This is a genomic window from Luteibacter sp. HA06 (genome assembly GCF_054061215.1).
This window is the reverse complement of record NZ_JBSSDZ010000001.1, coordinates 1402640-1416803: the sequence shown is the minus strand read 5'-3', so window position 1 is coordinate 1416803 and position 14164 is coordinate 1402640. Positions and strand designations below refer to the sequence as shown.

General features: G+C 65.6%; 15 protein-coding genes. 7 read left to right on the top strand and 8 right to left on the bottom strand.

The window, feature by feature from the left end; translation table 11 throughout:
- Nucleotides 1–12: 12 nt before the first annotated feature.
- From ACVWWJ_RS06320 to ACVWWJ_RS06300, 5 genes are all read right to left on the bottom strand, one after another.
- On the bottom strand, nucleotides 13–516 hold the full coding sequence (locus ACVWWJ_RS06320; protein ID WP_456967121.1) for an SgcJ/EcaC family oxidoreductase: 504 nt from the start codon (nucleotides 514–516) through the stop codon (nucleotides 13–15).
- Nucleotides 517–623: 107 nt separating this feature from the next.
- Nucleotides 624–1118, bottom strand: a complete 495-nt coding sequence (locus tag ACVWWJ_RS06315; RefSeq protein ID WP_456967120.1) for a TPM domain-containing protein — start codon at nucleotides 1116–1118, stop codon at nucleotides 624–626.
- 5 nt (nucleotides 1119–1123) lie between these two features.
- On the bottom strand, nucleotides 1124–2026 hold the full coding sequence (locus tag ACVWWJ_RS06310; RefSeq protein ID WP_456967119.1) for a TPM domain-containing protein: 903 nt from the start codon (nucleotides 2024–2026) through the stop codon (nucleotides 1124–1126).
- Nucleotides 2026–2661 carry a LemA family protein gene (locus ACVWWJ_RS06305; RefSeq protein WP_159890943.1) on the bottom strand — a complete coding sequence of 212 codons (636 nt, stop codon included), beginning with the start codon at nucleotides 2659–2661 and terminating at the stop codon, nucleotides 2026–2028. The genes ACVWWJ_RS06310 and ACVWWJ_RS06305 overlap by 1 nt, the downstream gene beginning before the upstream one ends.
- A 110-nt stretch (nucleotides 2662–2771) precedes the next feature.
- Nucleotides 2772–3146 (bottom strand): diacylglycerol kinase, encoded by a 375-nt coding sequence (locus ACVWWJ_RS06300; RefSeq protein WP_159890941.1) that lies wholly within the window; start codon nucleotides 3144–3146, stop codon nucleotides 2772–2774.
- A 275-nt stretch (nucleotides 3147–3421) separates the two neighbouring features.
- On the opposite strand from ACVWWJ_RS06300, the gene ACVWWJ_RS06295 reads away from it, so the two are divergent.
- The 5 genes from ACVWWJ_RS06295 to ACVWWJ_RS06275 are packed head-to-tail and all read left to right on the top strand — an operon-like array spanning nucleotide 3422 to nucleotide 8508.
- The gene (locus ACVWWJ_RS06295; RefSeq protein WP_159890939.1) at nucleotides 3422–4957 is read left to right on the top strand and encodes an oligopeptide:H+ symporter; all 1536 of its coding nucleotides are present in this window, start codon (nucleotides 3422–3424) and stop codon (nucleotides 4955–4957) included.
- Nucleotides 4958–5007: 50 nt separating this feature from the next.
- Entirely contained in the window at nucleotides 5008–6288 is a 1281-nt protein-coding gene (locus ACVWWJ_RS06290; protein WP_200851585.1) for an ATP-binding protein, read from the top strand.
- Nucleotides 6285–6866 (top strand): response regulator transcription factor, encoded by a 582-nt coding sequence (locus ACVWWJ_RS06285; protein ID WP_046969596.1) that lies wholly within the window; start codon nucleotides 6285–6287, stop codon nucleotides 6864–6866. Before ACVWWJ_RS06290 ends, ACVWWJ_RS06285 begins: the two co-directional genes overlap by 4 nt.
- 2 nt (nucleotides 6867–6868) lie before the next feature.
- Complete coding sequence (locus ACVWWJ_RS06280; RefSeq protein ID WP_456967118.1) at nucleotides 6869–8050, top strand: sialidase family protein; 1182 nt, start codon at nucleotides 6869–6871, stop codon at nucleotides 8048–8050.
- Nucleotides 8047–8508 (top strand): TlpA family protein disulfide reductase, encoded by a 462-nt coding sequence (locus ACVWWJ_RS06275; RefSeq protein ID WP_456967117.1) that lies wholly within the window; start codon nucleotides 8047–8049, stop codon nucleotides 8506–8508. The genes ACVWWJ_RS06280 and ACVWWJ_RS06275 overlap by 4 nt, the downstream gene beginning before the upstream one ends.
- A gap of 12 nt (nucleotides 8509–8520) precedes the next feature.
- On the opposite strand, the gene ACVWWJ_RS06270 is transcribed toward ACVWWJ_RS06275, so the two are convergent.
- The 3 genes from ACVWWJ_RS06270 to ACVWWJ_RS06260 form a co-directional block, all read right to left on the bottom strand.
- Complete coding sequence (locus tag ACVWWJ_RS06270) at nucleotides 8521–9513, bottom strand: sensor histidine kinase (protein ID WP_159890931.1); 993 nt, start codon at nucleotides 9511–9513, stop codon at nucleotides 8521–8523.
- A gap of 26 nt (nucleotides 9514–9539) precedes the next feature.
- Nucleotides 9540–10268 (bottom strand): response regulator transcription factor, encoded by a 729-nt coding sequence (locus ACVWWJ_RS06265; protein ID WP_036111366.1) that lies wholly within the window; start codon nucleotides 10266–10268, stop codon nucleotides 9540–9542.
- 118 nt (nucleotides 10269–10386) lie between these two features.
- A complete protein-coding gene (locus tag ACVWWJ_RS06260; RefSeq protein ID WP_456967116.1) occupies nucleotides 10387–10998 on the bottom strand; it encodes an arylesterase in 612 nt (203 codons plus the stop codon).
- Here ACVWWJ_RS06260 and ACVWWJ_RS06255 point away from each other — a divergent pair.
- Both ACVWWJ_RS06255 and ACVWWJ_RS06250 read left to right on the top strand, forming a co-directional pair.
- Nucleotides 10997–11683, top strand: coding sequence for an ABC transporter ATP-binding protein (locus tag ACVWWJ_RS06255; protein ID WP_456967115.1), 687 nt, complete (start codon nucleotides 10997–10999; stop codon nucleotides 11681–11683). The genes ACVWWJ_RS06260 and ACVWWJ_RS06255 overlap by 2 nt on opposite strands.
- Nucleotides 11680–14163 carry an ABC transporter permease gene (locus ACVWWJ_RS06250; RefSeq protein ID WP_456967114.1) on the top strand — a complete coding sequence of 828 codons (2484 nt, stop codon included), beginning with the start codon at nucleotides 11680–11682 and terminating at the stop codon, nucleotides 14161–14163. Before ACVWWJ_RS06255 ends, ACVWWJ_RS06250 begins: the two co-directional genes overlap by 4 nt.
- The last annotated feature ends 1 nt before the right edge of the window (nucleotide 14164 follow it).

Below are 14164 nucleotides of genomic sequence, written 5' to 3'. Positions count from 1 at the left end.
GTCCTGCTGGCGTCAGGGCACCAGCGCCAGCGGTGAAACGATATCTGCGCCCTCGGCGCGCGGCGGGGCGCCATTGGTGTTCTGGCCCACCGCGATCAGCCACTGTCCATGTTCCTTGCGCGCCAGCAGAACCATGATGCCCGAGCGTGGCGGCACGGGTTTGCCGGCCGCATCGGTGGCGCCCGTGATCTGCCACGTGTAATGAATGGACGCGAGATCCTGCGCGAGAAAACGCACGTTCGTACCCATGACGCGATTCACCGAGAGGCGGAAACGATCGCCCAGGATGCGCGTGTGATAGGTCTCGAAGTCCTTTTGCCCGCGCATCCATTTGCCGTCCACCGTGACGAAATCCACGTCGCGTTCGGTGAGTACCGCGAGACCGTGGCCGTCGTGGCGATTCCACGCATCGATGAAAGCCTGCGGTAACGCCGTGAGTGCCGCTTCGTCGTTCGCCGACTGCGCCAGGGACAGTGAGGGACCAAGCAAGAGAATGAGCAGCAGGAAAGTCTTCATGCGTCGCACCGGACGGAAATGACCTGACGAGCGTGCTCCGGCGAGAGCGGCCCTGCCATTCCCCGAATGGCGTATGCCTGCCCCGCCACGGGTGCGTAACGCATCGGTTACAGCACCAGCGGCCGGTCGGGTAACTGGTTCTCGCGCGGGCGTCCGTCGGCCGGAAAGTGCCGTGCGAGCAAGGCACCGGCTTCGGCCACACCGATCTGCACGGCTTCACGAAAGCGCCCCTCGGCAAACGCGTCCCGCATATGGGCAGCGATGGCCTCCCACTCGGCGGGGCCGACCGCCTTGGCAATACCTCGGTCGGCGATGATTTCGATGCGATGCTCTGCGAGCAGCACATACAGCAGCACACCGCAGTTATCGTCCGTGTCCCAGACGCGCAGGTGCGCAAACAACATGGCCGCGCGGTCACGGGCCGTGACGCCCGATGTCACGGCGGACAGCGGCAGTCGCGATTCGATGGCAACGCGCAGTTCGCCACGGTGCGTCGCTTCTCCCGCCGAGACCGTGCCAGCGATGGCGTCGAGCGTCTCCGGTCCGAACTGGCGACCGATCTGGAACCAGGCGCCGAACAGGTTGGTGGTGATCCGTTGCATGTCCATCACCAGCTCCCCGACGCGCCGCCGCCACCGAAGCTACCGCCGCCGCCACTGAAGCCGCCGCCCCCTCCACCACCGCCGCCGAAACCACCCCCGCCAAAGCCACCGCCACCGCCCCAGCCCCCGAAGCCACCCCAGCCGCCACCGCCGATGGACCGACCGGCGCCGCCCGGGATAGCCATGAACAGGGCACCGGCCACGAGACCGATGACACCGCCAAAGACAGAGTGCATGAAGAGCCAGCCAAGGCCACCCGTGACCGCTCCGCCGACGGGCATGCGCGCCCACAGTGGTGCGCGCCCGAGAATGCCGCGCAGGAACAGCACGCCGAAGATCAGCGGCAGTAACAGGCTGCCACCGCCACCGCGGCGTCGCTCGTGGCTTTCGTCAGGATTGACCGGCGGCGGCAGGGCTTCGCCATCGACGATCTGGGTGATCGCCGTGAGCGCGTCGCTGATGCCGCCGTAGTAGTCATTGGTCCGCAGCTTGGGCGCCATGTACTCACGGATGATCCGCGAGGCAATGGCGTCAGGCAGTGCGCCTTCAAGGCCGTAGCCCGTCTCGATGCGCACCCGCCGATCGTCCTTCGCTACCAGCAGCAGTACGCCGTCGTCGGGGCCCTTGCGCCCGACCTTGTTGGCCTCGGCCACCTTGAGCGAGTAGTCCTCGAGGGCGTCCGGCTGGGTGGTGGGCACCATCAGCACGACCACCTGGGCACCTTTGCGCTTTTCCAGATCGGCCAGCTTCGTGTCCAGCTGACTGATCTGGTCGGCGCTCAAGGTGCCGGTGAGGTCGGTGACGTGCCGCTGCAGCGTCGGCACGGCGGCATCGCCGTCTGCCAGCACCGCCAGTGGCGACGCCAGCAGGGCGACGGCGAGCAGAAGCCGCGCCGTGACCCGGAACATCAGCGGCTGGCCGCGGGAGCCGGTGCCTGGGCCGGAGCCGGGGTGGAACCGAAGTCGACGGTCGGCGCGGTGGAGATCGCCTTCTCGTTCTCGACGCTGAAGTTCGGCTTCACCTTGTAACCCATGACCTTGGCAGTCAGGTTGTTGGGGAAGGAACGGATCAGCGTGTTGTACGACTGGATGGATGCCACGTAGCGATTGCGCGCAACGGTGATCCGGTTCTCGGTACCTTCGAGCTGGGCCTGGAGATCACGGAAGGAACCGTCGGCCTTGAGCTGGGGGTAGTTTTCGCTGACCACCATCAAGCGCGAGAGCGCGCCGGACAACTGGCCCTGGGCGGCCTGGAACTTGGCCAGGGCTTCGGGATCGTTGGCGAGCTCGGGCGTGATCTGGGTCTGGCCGACCTTCGCGCGGGCGTTGGTCACCTCGGTGAGGACGCGCTCTTCGTGCTGGGCATAGCCCTTCACGGTGTTGACGAGATTGGGCACCAGATCGGCACGGCGCTGGTACTGGTTCAGGACTTCGGACCAGGCGGCCTTGACTGACTCGTCTTCGCGCTGGATGGCGTTGTAACCACAACCGGAAAGAAAACCGGCGAGCAGGACGAGGGCAAAAGCACGGACGAGTGTCTTCATGGCGGCGATTCCTTGGGGTGCGCGGGAACAAGTTAACCCAAACCCGGTCGGTTCGCAGGGAATTGCTGGAAGAGCATCGCCGATGAATCGGCTCCCACAGGAAGCAGGCTTTAGTGGGTGTAGTGGGGGACCAGGATCAGGGCCCAGCTGATGCCGACCATCAGCAGCAGGAAAAACACCGCCGCGGAGCCCATGTCCTTGGCACGGCCGGCCAGTTCGTGGAACTCGGGGCTGACCAGATCGACCACCGCCTCGACGGCCGAATTGAGCAACTCGGCGGCAAGAACGAGGATCGGGAAGGTGATCAGGAGGATCTTTTCGATACCGCCGTTGCCCAGCCAGAGACCGAGCGGCACGAGGATCACCGCAAGATAAACCTCAAGCCGGAACGAGGCCTCGTGCTCGTAGCACGCTTTCAGGCCCTTCATGGACCACTGGAACGCCGAAAATACCTGCCGCGGCCCGCGCGGAATCGTGGATGCCATGGGCAGTCAGGTCGCCGAAGCGGACAAAAGGACGGAATTCAGGACCATGGCTCTGGGCTGGAAGTGGCGGTAGGCCTCGTATGATGCCATAGCCCGCCTTCGCAGCCGCTTATTCCTTGCGCCGTGGCGTATCGCCGCGCCCCTCTGGCGCTGCAGCACAACCCGGCGGAACATTTGTATTACGCTTGAACGGTTGTGACTTCGTTCAGGGTCACGGCGACGGGAGCCTGGGTTCCACCACCCGGCTCGCTGTTTCCAATGCTTCCGGAAAATACATGGCAATCCAGAACCCGCCCGTTTCACAGACCAAGTCTTTCAGCACGGTCTTCCTCATTGAGATGTGGGAGCGCTTCGGCTTCTACGGCATGCAGGTGCTGATGGTCACCTACATGGTGAAGAAGCTCGGCTTTCCCGATGTTGATGCCAACCTGGTCTGGGGCGCCGCCTCGGCCCTGATCTACGCCACACCCGCCATCGGCGGCTGGATCGGCGACAAATTCCTCGGTACGCGTCGCACGATGCTTACCGGCGCCGTGATCCTGATGTTCGGCTATGCCCTGCTCTGGATCCCGACGAACAGCACCTGGTTCCTGTACATCGCACTCGGCGTGATCATCCTCGGCAACGGCTTGTTCAAGCCAAACGCCGGCAACCTCGTGCGCAAGATCTACGAGGGCGACGAGGTCAAGATCGATAGCGCGTTCACCATCTACTACATGGCGGTAAACGTCGGCTCGACGATCTCGATGCTGCTGACCCCGTGGATCCGCGACTACGTCGGCACGCACTACAGCGACGCGCTTGGCTGGCATACCGCCTTCGGCGTCTGCTCCATCGGCCTGATCCTCGGCCTGGTCAATTACTTCTTCATGCGCCGCACGCTGGCCCATGTCGGTTCCGAGCCGGACGAGCACCCGCCGCTGATCAAGAACATCCTCGCCATCATCGGCGCAGGCATCCTGATCATCGCCGCCTCGGCGTACATCCTGCAGAACCAGGGCGTGGCCCAGGCCTGCGTGTACATCGCGGGTGTCGTCATCCTCGGCATCTTCGTGCACCTGATCCGCTCGAGTGCACAGGGCGAACGCGCCGGCCTCATCGCCGCGCTCGTGCTGACGGTGCAGACGATCTTCTTCTTCATCTTCTACCAGCAGATGTCGACCTCGCTGAACCTGTTCGCGCAGCGCAATGTGGACCTGGAGTTCAACCTGTTCGGCTGGCACATGCTCACGTGGATTCCGGAGCAGTTCCAGTCGCTCAACGCGATCTGGATCGTGATTCTGTCGCCGATCCTGGTGTGGCTGTACAACACGCTCGGCCGGCACGGGAAAGACTTCCCCGTCGCGGCCAAGTTCGCCCTCGGCTTCGCCGCCGTCGCCGCTGGCTTCTTCATGTATGGCCTGGGCGCAACGACCGCGATCGCTGGCAAGATCTCGTCCTGGTACATGGTGTGGGGTTACGGCCTGTACTCGCTGGGCGAAGTGCTGGTGAGCGGCCTCGGCCTGGCCATGATCGCCCGCTACGTGCCAGCTCGCATGGGTGGCTTCATGATGGGTGCGTACTACGTCGCGTCGGGCGTGGCCCAGTACATGGGCAGCGTGGTTGCCAATTACGCCGCCATCCCTGACAACATCACCGATCCGCTCCAGTCGTTGACCATCTACACCAGCTTGTTCAACAAGCTCGGCATGGTCGGCATCCTCTGCACGGGCATCGCGGTGGCCATGCTCCCGCTGATGAAGAAGCTTTCGCTCAACCATGCACTGGCTAACGTGCCGCCGTTCCCGCCGGTACACAACGAAGACCTGTAACGCGCCGAAGGGCCGCCCCCGGGCGGCCCTTCCTTCTTGAAGAGACCCTCGTGAGCGACAACCTGCACTCGCCGTCATCCCGCTCCGGTCCCTTCGCACTCGCGCGTACCCTTGCCTGGCTCCGCCTCTGCGCCATCGCGGGGCAGAGCGTGGCGATCCTCTCCTGCGTCACCCTGCTCAACCTCGATGTTCCTTTGCTCCCGCTGATGATCGGCGTGTGCATGCTCGCCGTATTCGCGGCGGCCGCTTCGTTCCGCCTGGGCATGCCGTGGAAGGTGACCGAAGGCGAAGCCATCGTGCACATCGCGGCCGATACGCTGCTGCTCGGCTACCTGCTGTACTTCACCGGCGGCGCGAGCAATCCGTTCGTCACCCTGTTGCTGGTACCGATTGCGCTTTCAGCCGCCGCGCTGTCGATAGCCGGCGTGTCGCTGGTGGCGATCCTCACCGGCGTCGCCTACGTCCTTCTCGTTCCGTACCACCTGCCGCTGCCGACGCTGGGCAACAGCAGCCTGGATCTTGACCTCTACGTCGCGGGCATGGGTGTCAACTTCGTCATCATGGCGATCCTGCTCGGCGTGTTCATCAGTAACCTCGCAAAGGCCATCCGGCATCAACAGGGTGAGGTACAGCGGGTGCGCGAACGCGCCTTGCGTGACGAGGGCATCCTCGCCATCGCCACGCAGGCGGCCGGTGCGGCGCACGAACTCAACACCCCGTTGTCCACCATGCGCACGCTGCTGCCGGAGATCCGCCGCGAGCATGCGAGCGACAATGCACTCGGCGACGACCTGGATCTGCTCCAGGGCCAGGTGGAGCGTTGTCGGACCATTCTTAGAGAGATGGTCGCCTTCGGGCAGGCACAGCTGTCGCAGGTACCGGAGAGGATCACTCTCGATGAATTCATTCATGGCTGCATGGAGCGCTTCCAGTTGCTGCGTCCCGAAGCGGAGGTGACGCTCCATGTCGCCGGCGACGCAGCGCGCCTGCGCCTGCGCTCGCCACCGGGCTTGCGCCATGCGCTGATCAACCTGCTCAACAATGCCGCCGATGCCTCGGCGATGAACGATAGTGCCGCCGTCTCGCTGGCCATCCGCCGTGACGACCGCTGGCTGGAACTCGTCGTCACCGACGAGGGCCCCGGATTTGACGAGTTCGACGACCTCGGTACGCTCGGCCTGTCGCAAAAAGCGACCGGCCTCGGCATCGGCCTTGCGCTGGCTGAAGCGACCGCGGAGCGTCTCGAAGGCGAACTCGCCGCCAGCAATACCGGCCACGGTGCACAGATGCGCCTGCGCCTGCCTCTTTCAGTGATTGGAGATCCGGCATGAACGAACTCGTCCCGCCCGGCGGGCGCCCGTTGTTGATCGTCGATGACGATCCGACCTTTGCACGCGTACTCGGCCGCGCCATGACCTCGCGAGGTTTCGAAGTCATCACCGCCGACAATGCGGACGATGCGCGCGCCCTCACCCGTCGCCACCAGCCGCGCTATTGCGTGCTCGACCTCAAGCTGGGCGACGAGAACGGGCTGCGCCTGATTCCCGAACTGCAGTCGCTGGTGCCGGACATCCGTGTCCTGCTGCTCACTGGGTATGCCTCGATCGCGACCGCGGTCGAAGCGATCAAGCGTGGTGCACACGACTATCTGGCCAAGCCCGTGGACGCGGATGCCGTCGTTCGCGCGCTGCTCGACGGCGACTCCGGCCCTGCCGACCCCGACGATCTCGTCGACGCGCCGGACGCCCCGCTACCGCTGCGTCGCCTGGAGTGGGAGCACATCCAGCGCGTCCTCACCGAGTGCGAAGGCAATATTTCCGAGACGGCACGGCGCCTCGGCATGCACCGGCGTACGCTGCAGCGGAAGCTCAGCAAGCACCCGGTGCGCGAACGTCCGGACGAGCGTTGAACATGCGCCGCCTCTCCTTCCTGGCTGCACTGCTCCTTGCCGGAATCGCCTCCGGTCACGCCGACGACATGCATGGCATGGCCATGGGCCACGAGGCGCCGCTCGGTTTCGATGCGGCTCTCGATGCCAGCGGTCATCTCTGGGTGGTCGATACCGTGGGAGAGCACGTGCGCGCACGTCGCTCCGACGACATGGGCCGCACCTTCACTGTGTCGACCATCGTCAATCCCACCGGCGAGCCGATCTATGCCGAAGGCGAGAACCGGCCGAAGATCGCGCTGGGAACCAAGGGCGAGCTGTATGTCAGCTGGTCGCAACCGCGCAAGCTGCCGTGGACCGGTTTCGTCCGCTTCTCGCGCTCCCTCGACGGCGGCGCCCACTTCGACACGCCGAAAACCGTGCACACGGATCGCGCCGAGATCACGCATCGCTTCGACTCGCTCGCTGTCGACGGCAAGGGCAACATCATCGTTGCCTGGATCGACAAGCGTGATGTCGAAGCCGCCAAGGTGGCGGGCAAACCGTATCTCGGTGCGGCAACGTATTACAGCTGGTCGACGGATCGCGGCGCGCACTTCGCCCCGGAGCGGAAGATCGTCGACGAGAGCTGCGAGTGCTGTCGTATCGCCCTGGCGCGCGCACCCGATGGGTCGGTCGATGCGTTCTTCCGCGCCATCTATGGCGACAACATTCGTGACCATACCTTCGCCAGCTTGCCGGTCGGCGGTACATCGCCGAAAGTGGAGCGTGCGACCTTCACTCAGTGGCACATCGAAGGTTGCCCTCACCACGGCCCTTCGTTGTCGATCGATGCGAAAGGCACGCGTCACGCCGTGTGGTTCAGTGCGGCCGACGGCAAGGCGACGATCTGGTACGGCCAGCTGATCCCGGGCTCGCCCCCGGCGCATCTCACCACCGTCGCTACCGCCGGTGCGTCGCACGCGGATCTTCTCGCCGACGGCAAGCACGTGTGGATCGCGTATCACCAGGTGTCGCCGGAAGGTCTCGACCTGATGCTGCGCGAGTCCACCGACGGCGGTGCGAGCTTCAGCGAGGCACGACAGATTGCACACACCGCCGATGCATCGGGCTGGCCGAAACTGGTGCTCTGGGGTCATCGTGCTTTCGTGGCATGGAATCCTGAAGGACAGTTCCGTTTGGTACCGACGGAGGCGCTGCCATGATGAAGCACCTGATCCTCCTGACCGCGCTGACAGCTACGGTGCCTGCTTTCGCGGCGCCGCCTGTCGCGCTCGCGTCGACCGACGTGCAAGCCCTGGTGGCACCGCCCGCCAAAGGCGTACGCATCGTCGCGTTGTGGGCCCTCGATTGCGCCTACTGCGAAGAGAATCTCGCGGCACTGGCCACCTGGCAACGCCAGCATGCGGATGTCGACCTGGCGTTCATCGCGACCGATTCGATGGGCCAGCGTGACGTCCTGGCGGCTCGACTGAAAGCGGCCGGACTCGATGGCGTGCCGTCACGGGCGTACGCCGACGCGACGCCGGACCGGATCAATTACCTCATCGACCCGGGCTGGGGCGGCGAGACACCACGGACGCTGGTGATTCGGGCGGATGGAACGCGCAAGGCGTTCAGCGGGGCACTCAATACGGAGCGCATCGCCGCGTTGATGCGTTAAACGCAGCTCTATTCAGGCTTCGACGGGCTGGGGATGCGGGAAGCGCACGCTCGCCACACGATTGGCGCCGGGTAGCGAACGCAATTCCAACGGCCACTGGAAACGATCCGACAAGCGCCGGGCAATGGCCAGGTCGAAACCGTGGCGATCGACCGCAGCATGACGGCGACTGCCCTCCTCCGGCATGTCCACTGCGGGGTTGATCACACTGACGCTGCCAGGCATCACCGTCACCACGATCACGCCCTGGTCGGTCTGCTGCAGGGCGTGACGAATCAGCTGACCGCAGAGCACGGCGAACACGCGCGGTGATGCATGCAAGGCGAAGCTGGCGGGCTCGTCGAGGATGAGCTCCACGGGACGGCCGGCGATCAGTTCACGGGCGTATTCGACTTCCTGGCGGAGCACCTTGTTGACCACGAAGTCCTCTTCGGCGAGGCCCTGGTCGGATTCCCGCGAGAGAATGAGGAACGCCTCGACCAGTGCTTCCAGCTCGCGCGTGGAGCGACGGATCCGCTCCAGCGAGCGATGACCGAAATCCGAAAGATCGGTCTCGTCCGCCAGCATGTCGGAAGACATCTTGATAACCGTAAGCGGGCTGCGCAGCTCGTGGCTGGCATCACGAGTGAAGTTGCGCTCGCGTTCGCCGAAACCGTCGATACGCGAGGCAAGCCCGTGCAGGCCACGGATAAGTGACCCCACGTCGTTGTTCGAACGCTTGCCGTTTTCTTCGTCGAGCTGGGCCATGTCCGGCTTGTCGGGGTCCCAGCCATCCAGAAGGCGTGCGAGCGCGGCGATGGGCACCCACTCGCGGGACACCGCCAGCCACGCCAGCGCGCCCGACGAGAGCATGATCGCGATCGCCGCACCGATCGGCGCGACGTTGTTCGCCGCCATCAGGGAAGCGATGACGACGACCACGGTCTGCAGAACGAAGACGATCGCGATCCGCGCGCGGAATGATCCGCGCCGACGCTTCGTCCCCTGCGATTTGCTGCCTTCCATCGTTTACATCCGGAGCCGCGAAGCCTTCATGCCGTCTGCGAAGCCGCGACTTCGGAATCGAGGTCGGCCAGGCGATAACCCGCCGAGTGGATCGTGTGCAGGAGCGGTCGGTCGAACGGTTTGTCGATCACGCGACGCAGGTTGTACAGGTGCGAGCGGAGGGTGTCGGAGTCGGGCAAGGTGTCGCCCCAGATTTCGCGTTCGATGTCGCGACGGCTGACGACTCGCGGGGATTCACGCATAAGGATCGCGAGCAACTTCAGGCCGATTGGCGACACCGTGAGTTCCTGGCCACCACGGGTCAGGCGCAGCGTCGCCGTGTCCAGCGTCATGTCGCCCACGTTGAGCACTTCGGAGGACACCTGGCGACGATCACGACGGATCAGCGCGCGCAGGCGAGCCTCGAGCTCACGCACTTCGAACGGCTTGACCAGGTAATCGTCGGCGCCGGCCTCGAGGCCCACCAGCTTGTCTTCCAGGGTGTCGCGCGCCGTCAGCATGAGGACCGGGGTCGACTTCTTGCCGTCCTTACGAAGCTTGCGACACACGTCGAGGCCGTCCATGCCCGGGAGCATGAGATCCAGCACGATGACGTCGTAGCTATTCGAGACCGCCAGGTGGAGGCCGCTGACGCCGTCAGCAGCGTAATCGACCGAGTAGCCCCGACGCTCAAGGAATTCGCCCACCATCTCGGCGATCTGGCGATTGTCCTCGACAAGAAGGATCAGGCCGGCTTGTTCGTCGCGGTTGCTCATCGTTGCCACTCCTCTGTGATTCACAAATGTGAAGAGTTAACGGCCGGACCAGTGAGAACCGTGTGAAGACCGAAAACGAGCATTCATTTTGCGTATGACTACGTGCAGGCCGTGTCGTTTAGTGGAGCAACGGCGTAAGCGCTTTCCACACATTGTCCGCAACCCGGGGCTCTCCCTGAGCTGTCGGATGAAGCCCGTCGTCCTGCATCAGGGCCGGATCCAGGGCGACACCATCGAGCAGGAAGGGCACCAGGCCAACGTCATGTTTCTTTGCGGCGTCCGTATACACCTTGCGCAGGCCGTCGCGGTATTGCGGGCCGTAATTGACCGGCAGCTCGATGCCCAGCAGCAGGACTTTTGCCCCCGCGCCCTTGGCGGCGTCGATCATGGTATCGAGATTGCCGGCGAGTTGTCCGAGGGGCAGCCCTTGCAGGCCATCGTTTGCGCCCAGTTCGATCACCACCACCGAGGGATGCTGCTTCTGCAGCAGGCCGGGCAACCGGTTGCGCCCGCTCAACGAGGTTTCCCCGCTGATGCTGGCATTGACCATCGACCACGGCGTCGCCATCTTCGATGTGCGAGCGTCCAGCAAACGCACCCACCCGGCCTCCACCGGGATGTTGTGCGCCGCCGACAACGAGTCCCCGAGCACCAGCACCTTGCGCGGCGAATCCGCCGCGGAGGCGATGGCGCACCAGACGAACAGCAACAGGAACAGGCAACGACGCATGAGCGATTCTTCCCGAGGTCTTCTTGAAGTGGTCGATGTTAGCAAGTCGGTTTTCGGCCCGGAGGGACGGCTGGACATCCTGTCCGGGGTGAACCTCAGCGTCGCCGCCGGTGAAAGCTTCGCCATCGTTGGGGCGTCCGGCTCGGGCAAGACCACCCTCCTGGGCCTCCTGGCCGGACTCGATGTCGCCACCTCGGGCAGCGTTCGACTCGACGGCCAGCCGCTGGAAACGATCGACGAGGAAGCCCGCGCAGCCATTCGCCGCCGCCTGGTCGGCTTCGTGTTCCAGTCCTTCCACCTGCTGCCGGCCCTCACCGCCGAAGAGAACGTGATGCTGCCGCTGGAACTGGAAGGCGACAATACGGCGCGCGACCGTGCCCATGCCGCGCTCGATTCGGTTGGCCTCGGCGCGCGGCGCCGCCACTACCCGGCCCAGCTATCCGGTGGCGAGCAGCAGCGCGTGGCACTGGCCCGCGCCTTCGTGCACCGGCCACGCATCCTCTTCGCCGACGAACCCACCGGTAACCTCGACCAGCACACGGGCGAACACATCGGCGACCTGCTCTTCGCCATGAACAGCGAACACAACACCACCCTGATCCTGGTCACGCACGATGCCCGCCTCGCCGCCCGCTGTGCGCGCTCGGCCGAACTGCATGAAGGCCGATTGGGCGTGCCCGCGTGAACGTCACCCGGCTGGCCCTGCGCACGCTGCGGCGCGAATGGCACCTCGTCGAGCTGCGCACACTGGCAGCGTCGCTTGTGCTGGCGGTCATCGCGCTGGGCGTGGTCGCGACGCTGTCGACGCGCATCGAGCGCGGCATCCTGGCTAGCGCCGCCGAGTTGATCGGTGGCGATATGGGCGTTTCTGCTCCGGCGCCGCTGCCTGAGCCACTTCTGCAATCGGCCAGGAACGACGGCCTCAAGACCACCCGCGGTGCCGCGTTCCGCAGCGTCGCCTTCGTCGGCGAACACAGCCAGCTGCTCGACGTGCAGGCAACCGACGCCGCGTATCCACTGCGCGGCACCCTCGAAGTACGCGACGCGGCAGGAAGCGACCACGCTAGCCATGGCCCCGCTCGCGGCGAAGTCTTCCTCGACCATCGTGCCCTCGTTGGGCTCGGCATCAAGCCAGGGCAGAAGCTCCAGATCGGCGGCCGCGACCTTACCGTAGCCGCCGAGCTGATCCGGCAGCCCGACGGTGGCGAACTCTTCGCCCTCGCTCCGCGCGCGCTCATGAGCCTGGAGGATGCCAGCGACGCCGGGCTGCTCTCCCTTGGCAGTCGCGCACGTCATAGCCTGCTCGTGGCCGGCCCGCCTGCGGGGGTAGCGGCATGGCGCGCCACCGTGGAGCAGGGTTCGCTACCGCATGGCGGCGAGCTGATCACCCCTGAAAAGATGCAGGAGCGCATGCGCTCGGCATTCGATCGCGCCAGCGCGTTCCTGCGCCTTACGGCCCTGCTTTCGGCCCTGCTCGCCGGCGTCGCGATCGCCTTGGCCTCCTCGCGGTACGCCCGTCGCAAGGCCGCCGAAGTTGCCCTGCTGCGTGCCTTGGGCACCCCGCGCCGACGCATCGCTGCCCTGCTTGTAATGACGCTCGCCGCCCTGGCAATTCCAGCCGCCGCCGTGGGCATGGCGATCGCGCTCGGACTCGCCCAAGGCGCCTGGTATTTCGCCAGCCAGTTGTTCGACAACATCCCTACGACGTTGCCTCTTGGGCCGGCATTCGCCGCCGCAGCCATGGGCCTCGCCGTGCTCGCGGGCTTCGCTTTGCCGCCGCTCGTGCGCCTTGTCGAGGTGCCACCCGTCGCGGTCTTCCGCGAGTCCATGCAGCGCCGCGTACGCCGCTTCGATGCGCTCTACCTGGTACCGGTGCTGACCGCGGTCGCCCTGGTCTGGCTGCAAAGCGATTCGGCGAAGCTCGCCGGCATCCTCGCCGCCAGCCTCGCCGGTGTCGCCGTGGTGGCGGCGCTGCTGTCCGGTTTGCTCCTGGTGCTCGCGCGGCGCATCGCGCCGGGGGCACATCCTGCCCTGCGTCTCGGGCTTGCTGCGCTCGCCCGACGCCGCGGCCTTTCCCTGGTCCAGGCCACTGCGTTGTCGCTGGGCCTATGCGCACTCCTGTTGCTTGCCGTCATCGCACCGTCCCTGCTCGATGGCTGGCGACGCGAGCTCCCGGCGGATACGCCGAACTGGTTCGCATTGAACCTCCAGGATGAACAACGCGACGAGTTCGCCCATGCGCTCGAGCGCATGGGCGCGACCAAGACCAACATGATGCCCCTCGCCGTCGGCAAGCTCACGGCGATCAACGGGAAGTCGATCGACAGCATCGCGTTCGTCGACGGCCAGGCCAAAGACGCCGCGGACCGTCAGCTGCGCCTGTCGTGGAGTAACGACCTGCCGCCATCCAACAAGGTGGTCGCCGGCGCGTGGCCGGGTCCGTCGCCCGCGCAGGCCGAGGTGTCGGTCGATACCTCATGGCGCGATCGCTTCCATCTCAAGCTCGGCGACACGCTGCGCTTCGAGGTCGGCGAGGGCACCGTGGATGCACGCGTGACCAGCGTCCGGCAGGTCGACTGGGGTTCGTTCCGGGTCAACTTCTTCCTGATGATCGACCCGGCGCATGCGACCGAACTTCCCCACACCTGGCTGACCAGCTTCTACCTTCCGCGCGGCCACGCCGACGACCTGGCGAAGGTCTCGCGCGACTTCGGCAATCTCAGCCTGATCGATGTGGATGCCCTGCTCGATCGCGTTCGCGACATCGTCGACCGCGTCGGCGGTGCGGTGCGCTGGGTGCTCGGCTTCAGCCTGCTCGCCGGTGCCCTCGTGCTTGCCGCCGCCCTTGCGGCGAGCGCGCAGGAGCGACGCAAGGAGGCTGCCTTGCTACGCACGCTCGGCGCCACGCGCGCCCAGCTGCGGGCCGCCGCGGCCTGCGAGTTCGCCCTGCTCGGCCTGGTCGCCGGCCTCACCGCGGCGCTCGGCGCCAGCGGCGCGGGTTTCTGGCTGGGCAATGCCGTGTTCCACATCGAGCACTTCGTGCCGCCGGTCTGGCCACTGGTCGGCGCCGCCGTGCTGGCTGCGCTGGTGGTCATGTTGATCGGCCTGCTCGGTACGCGCCGTGTGCTACGCACCTCTCCCATGGCCCTGCTGCGCGAGGGCTGAG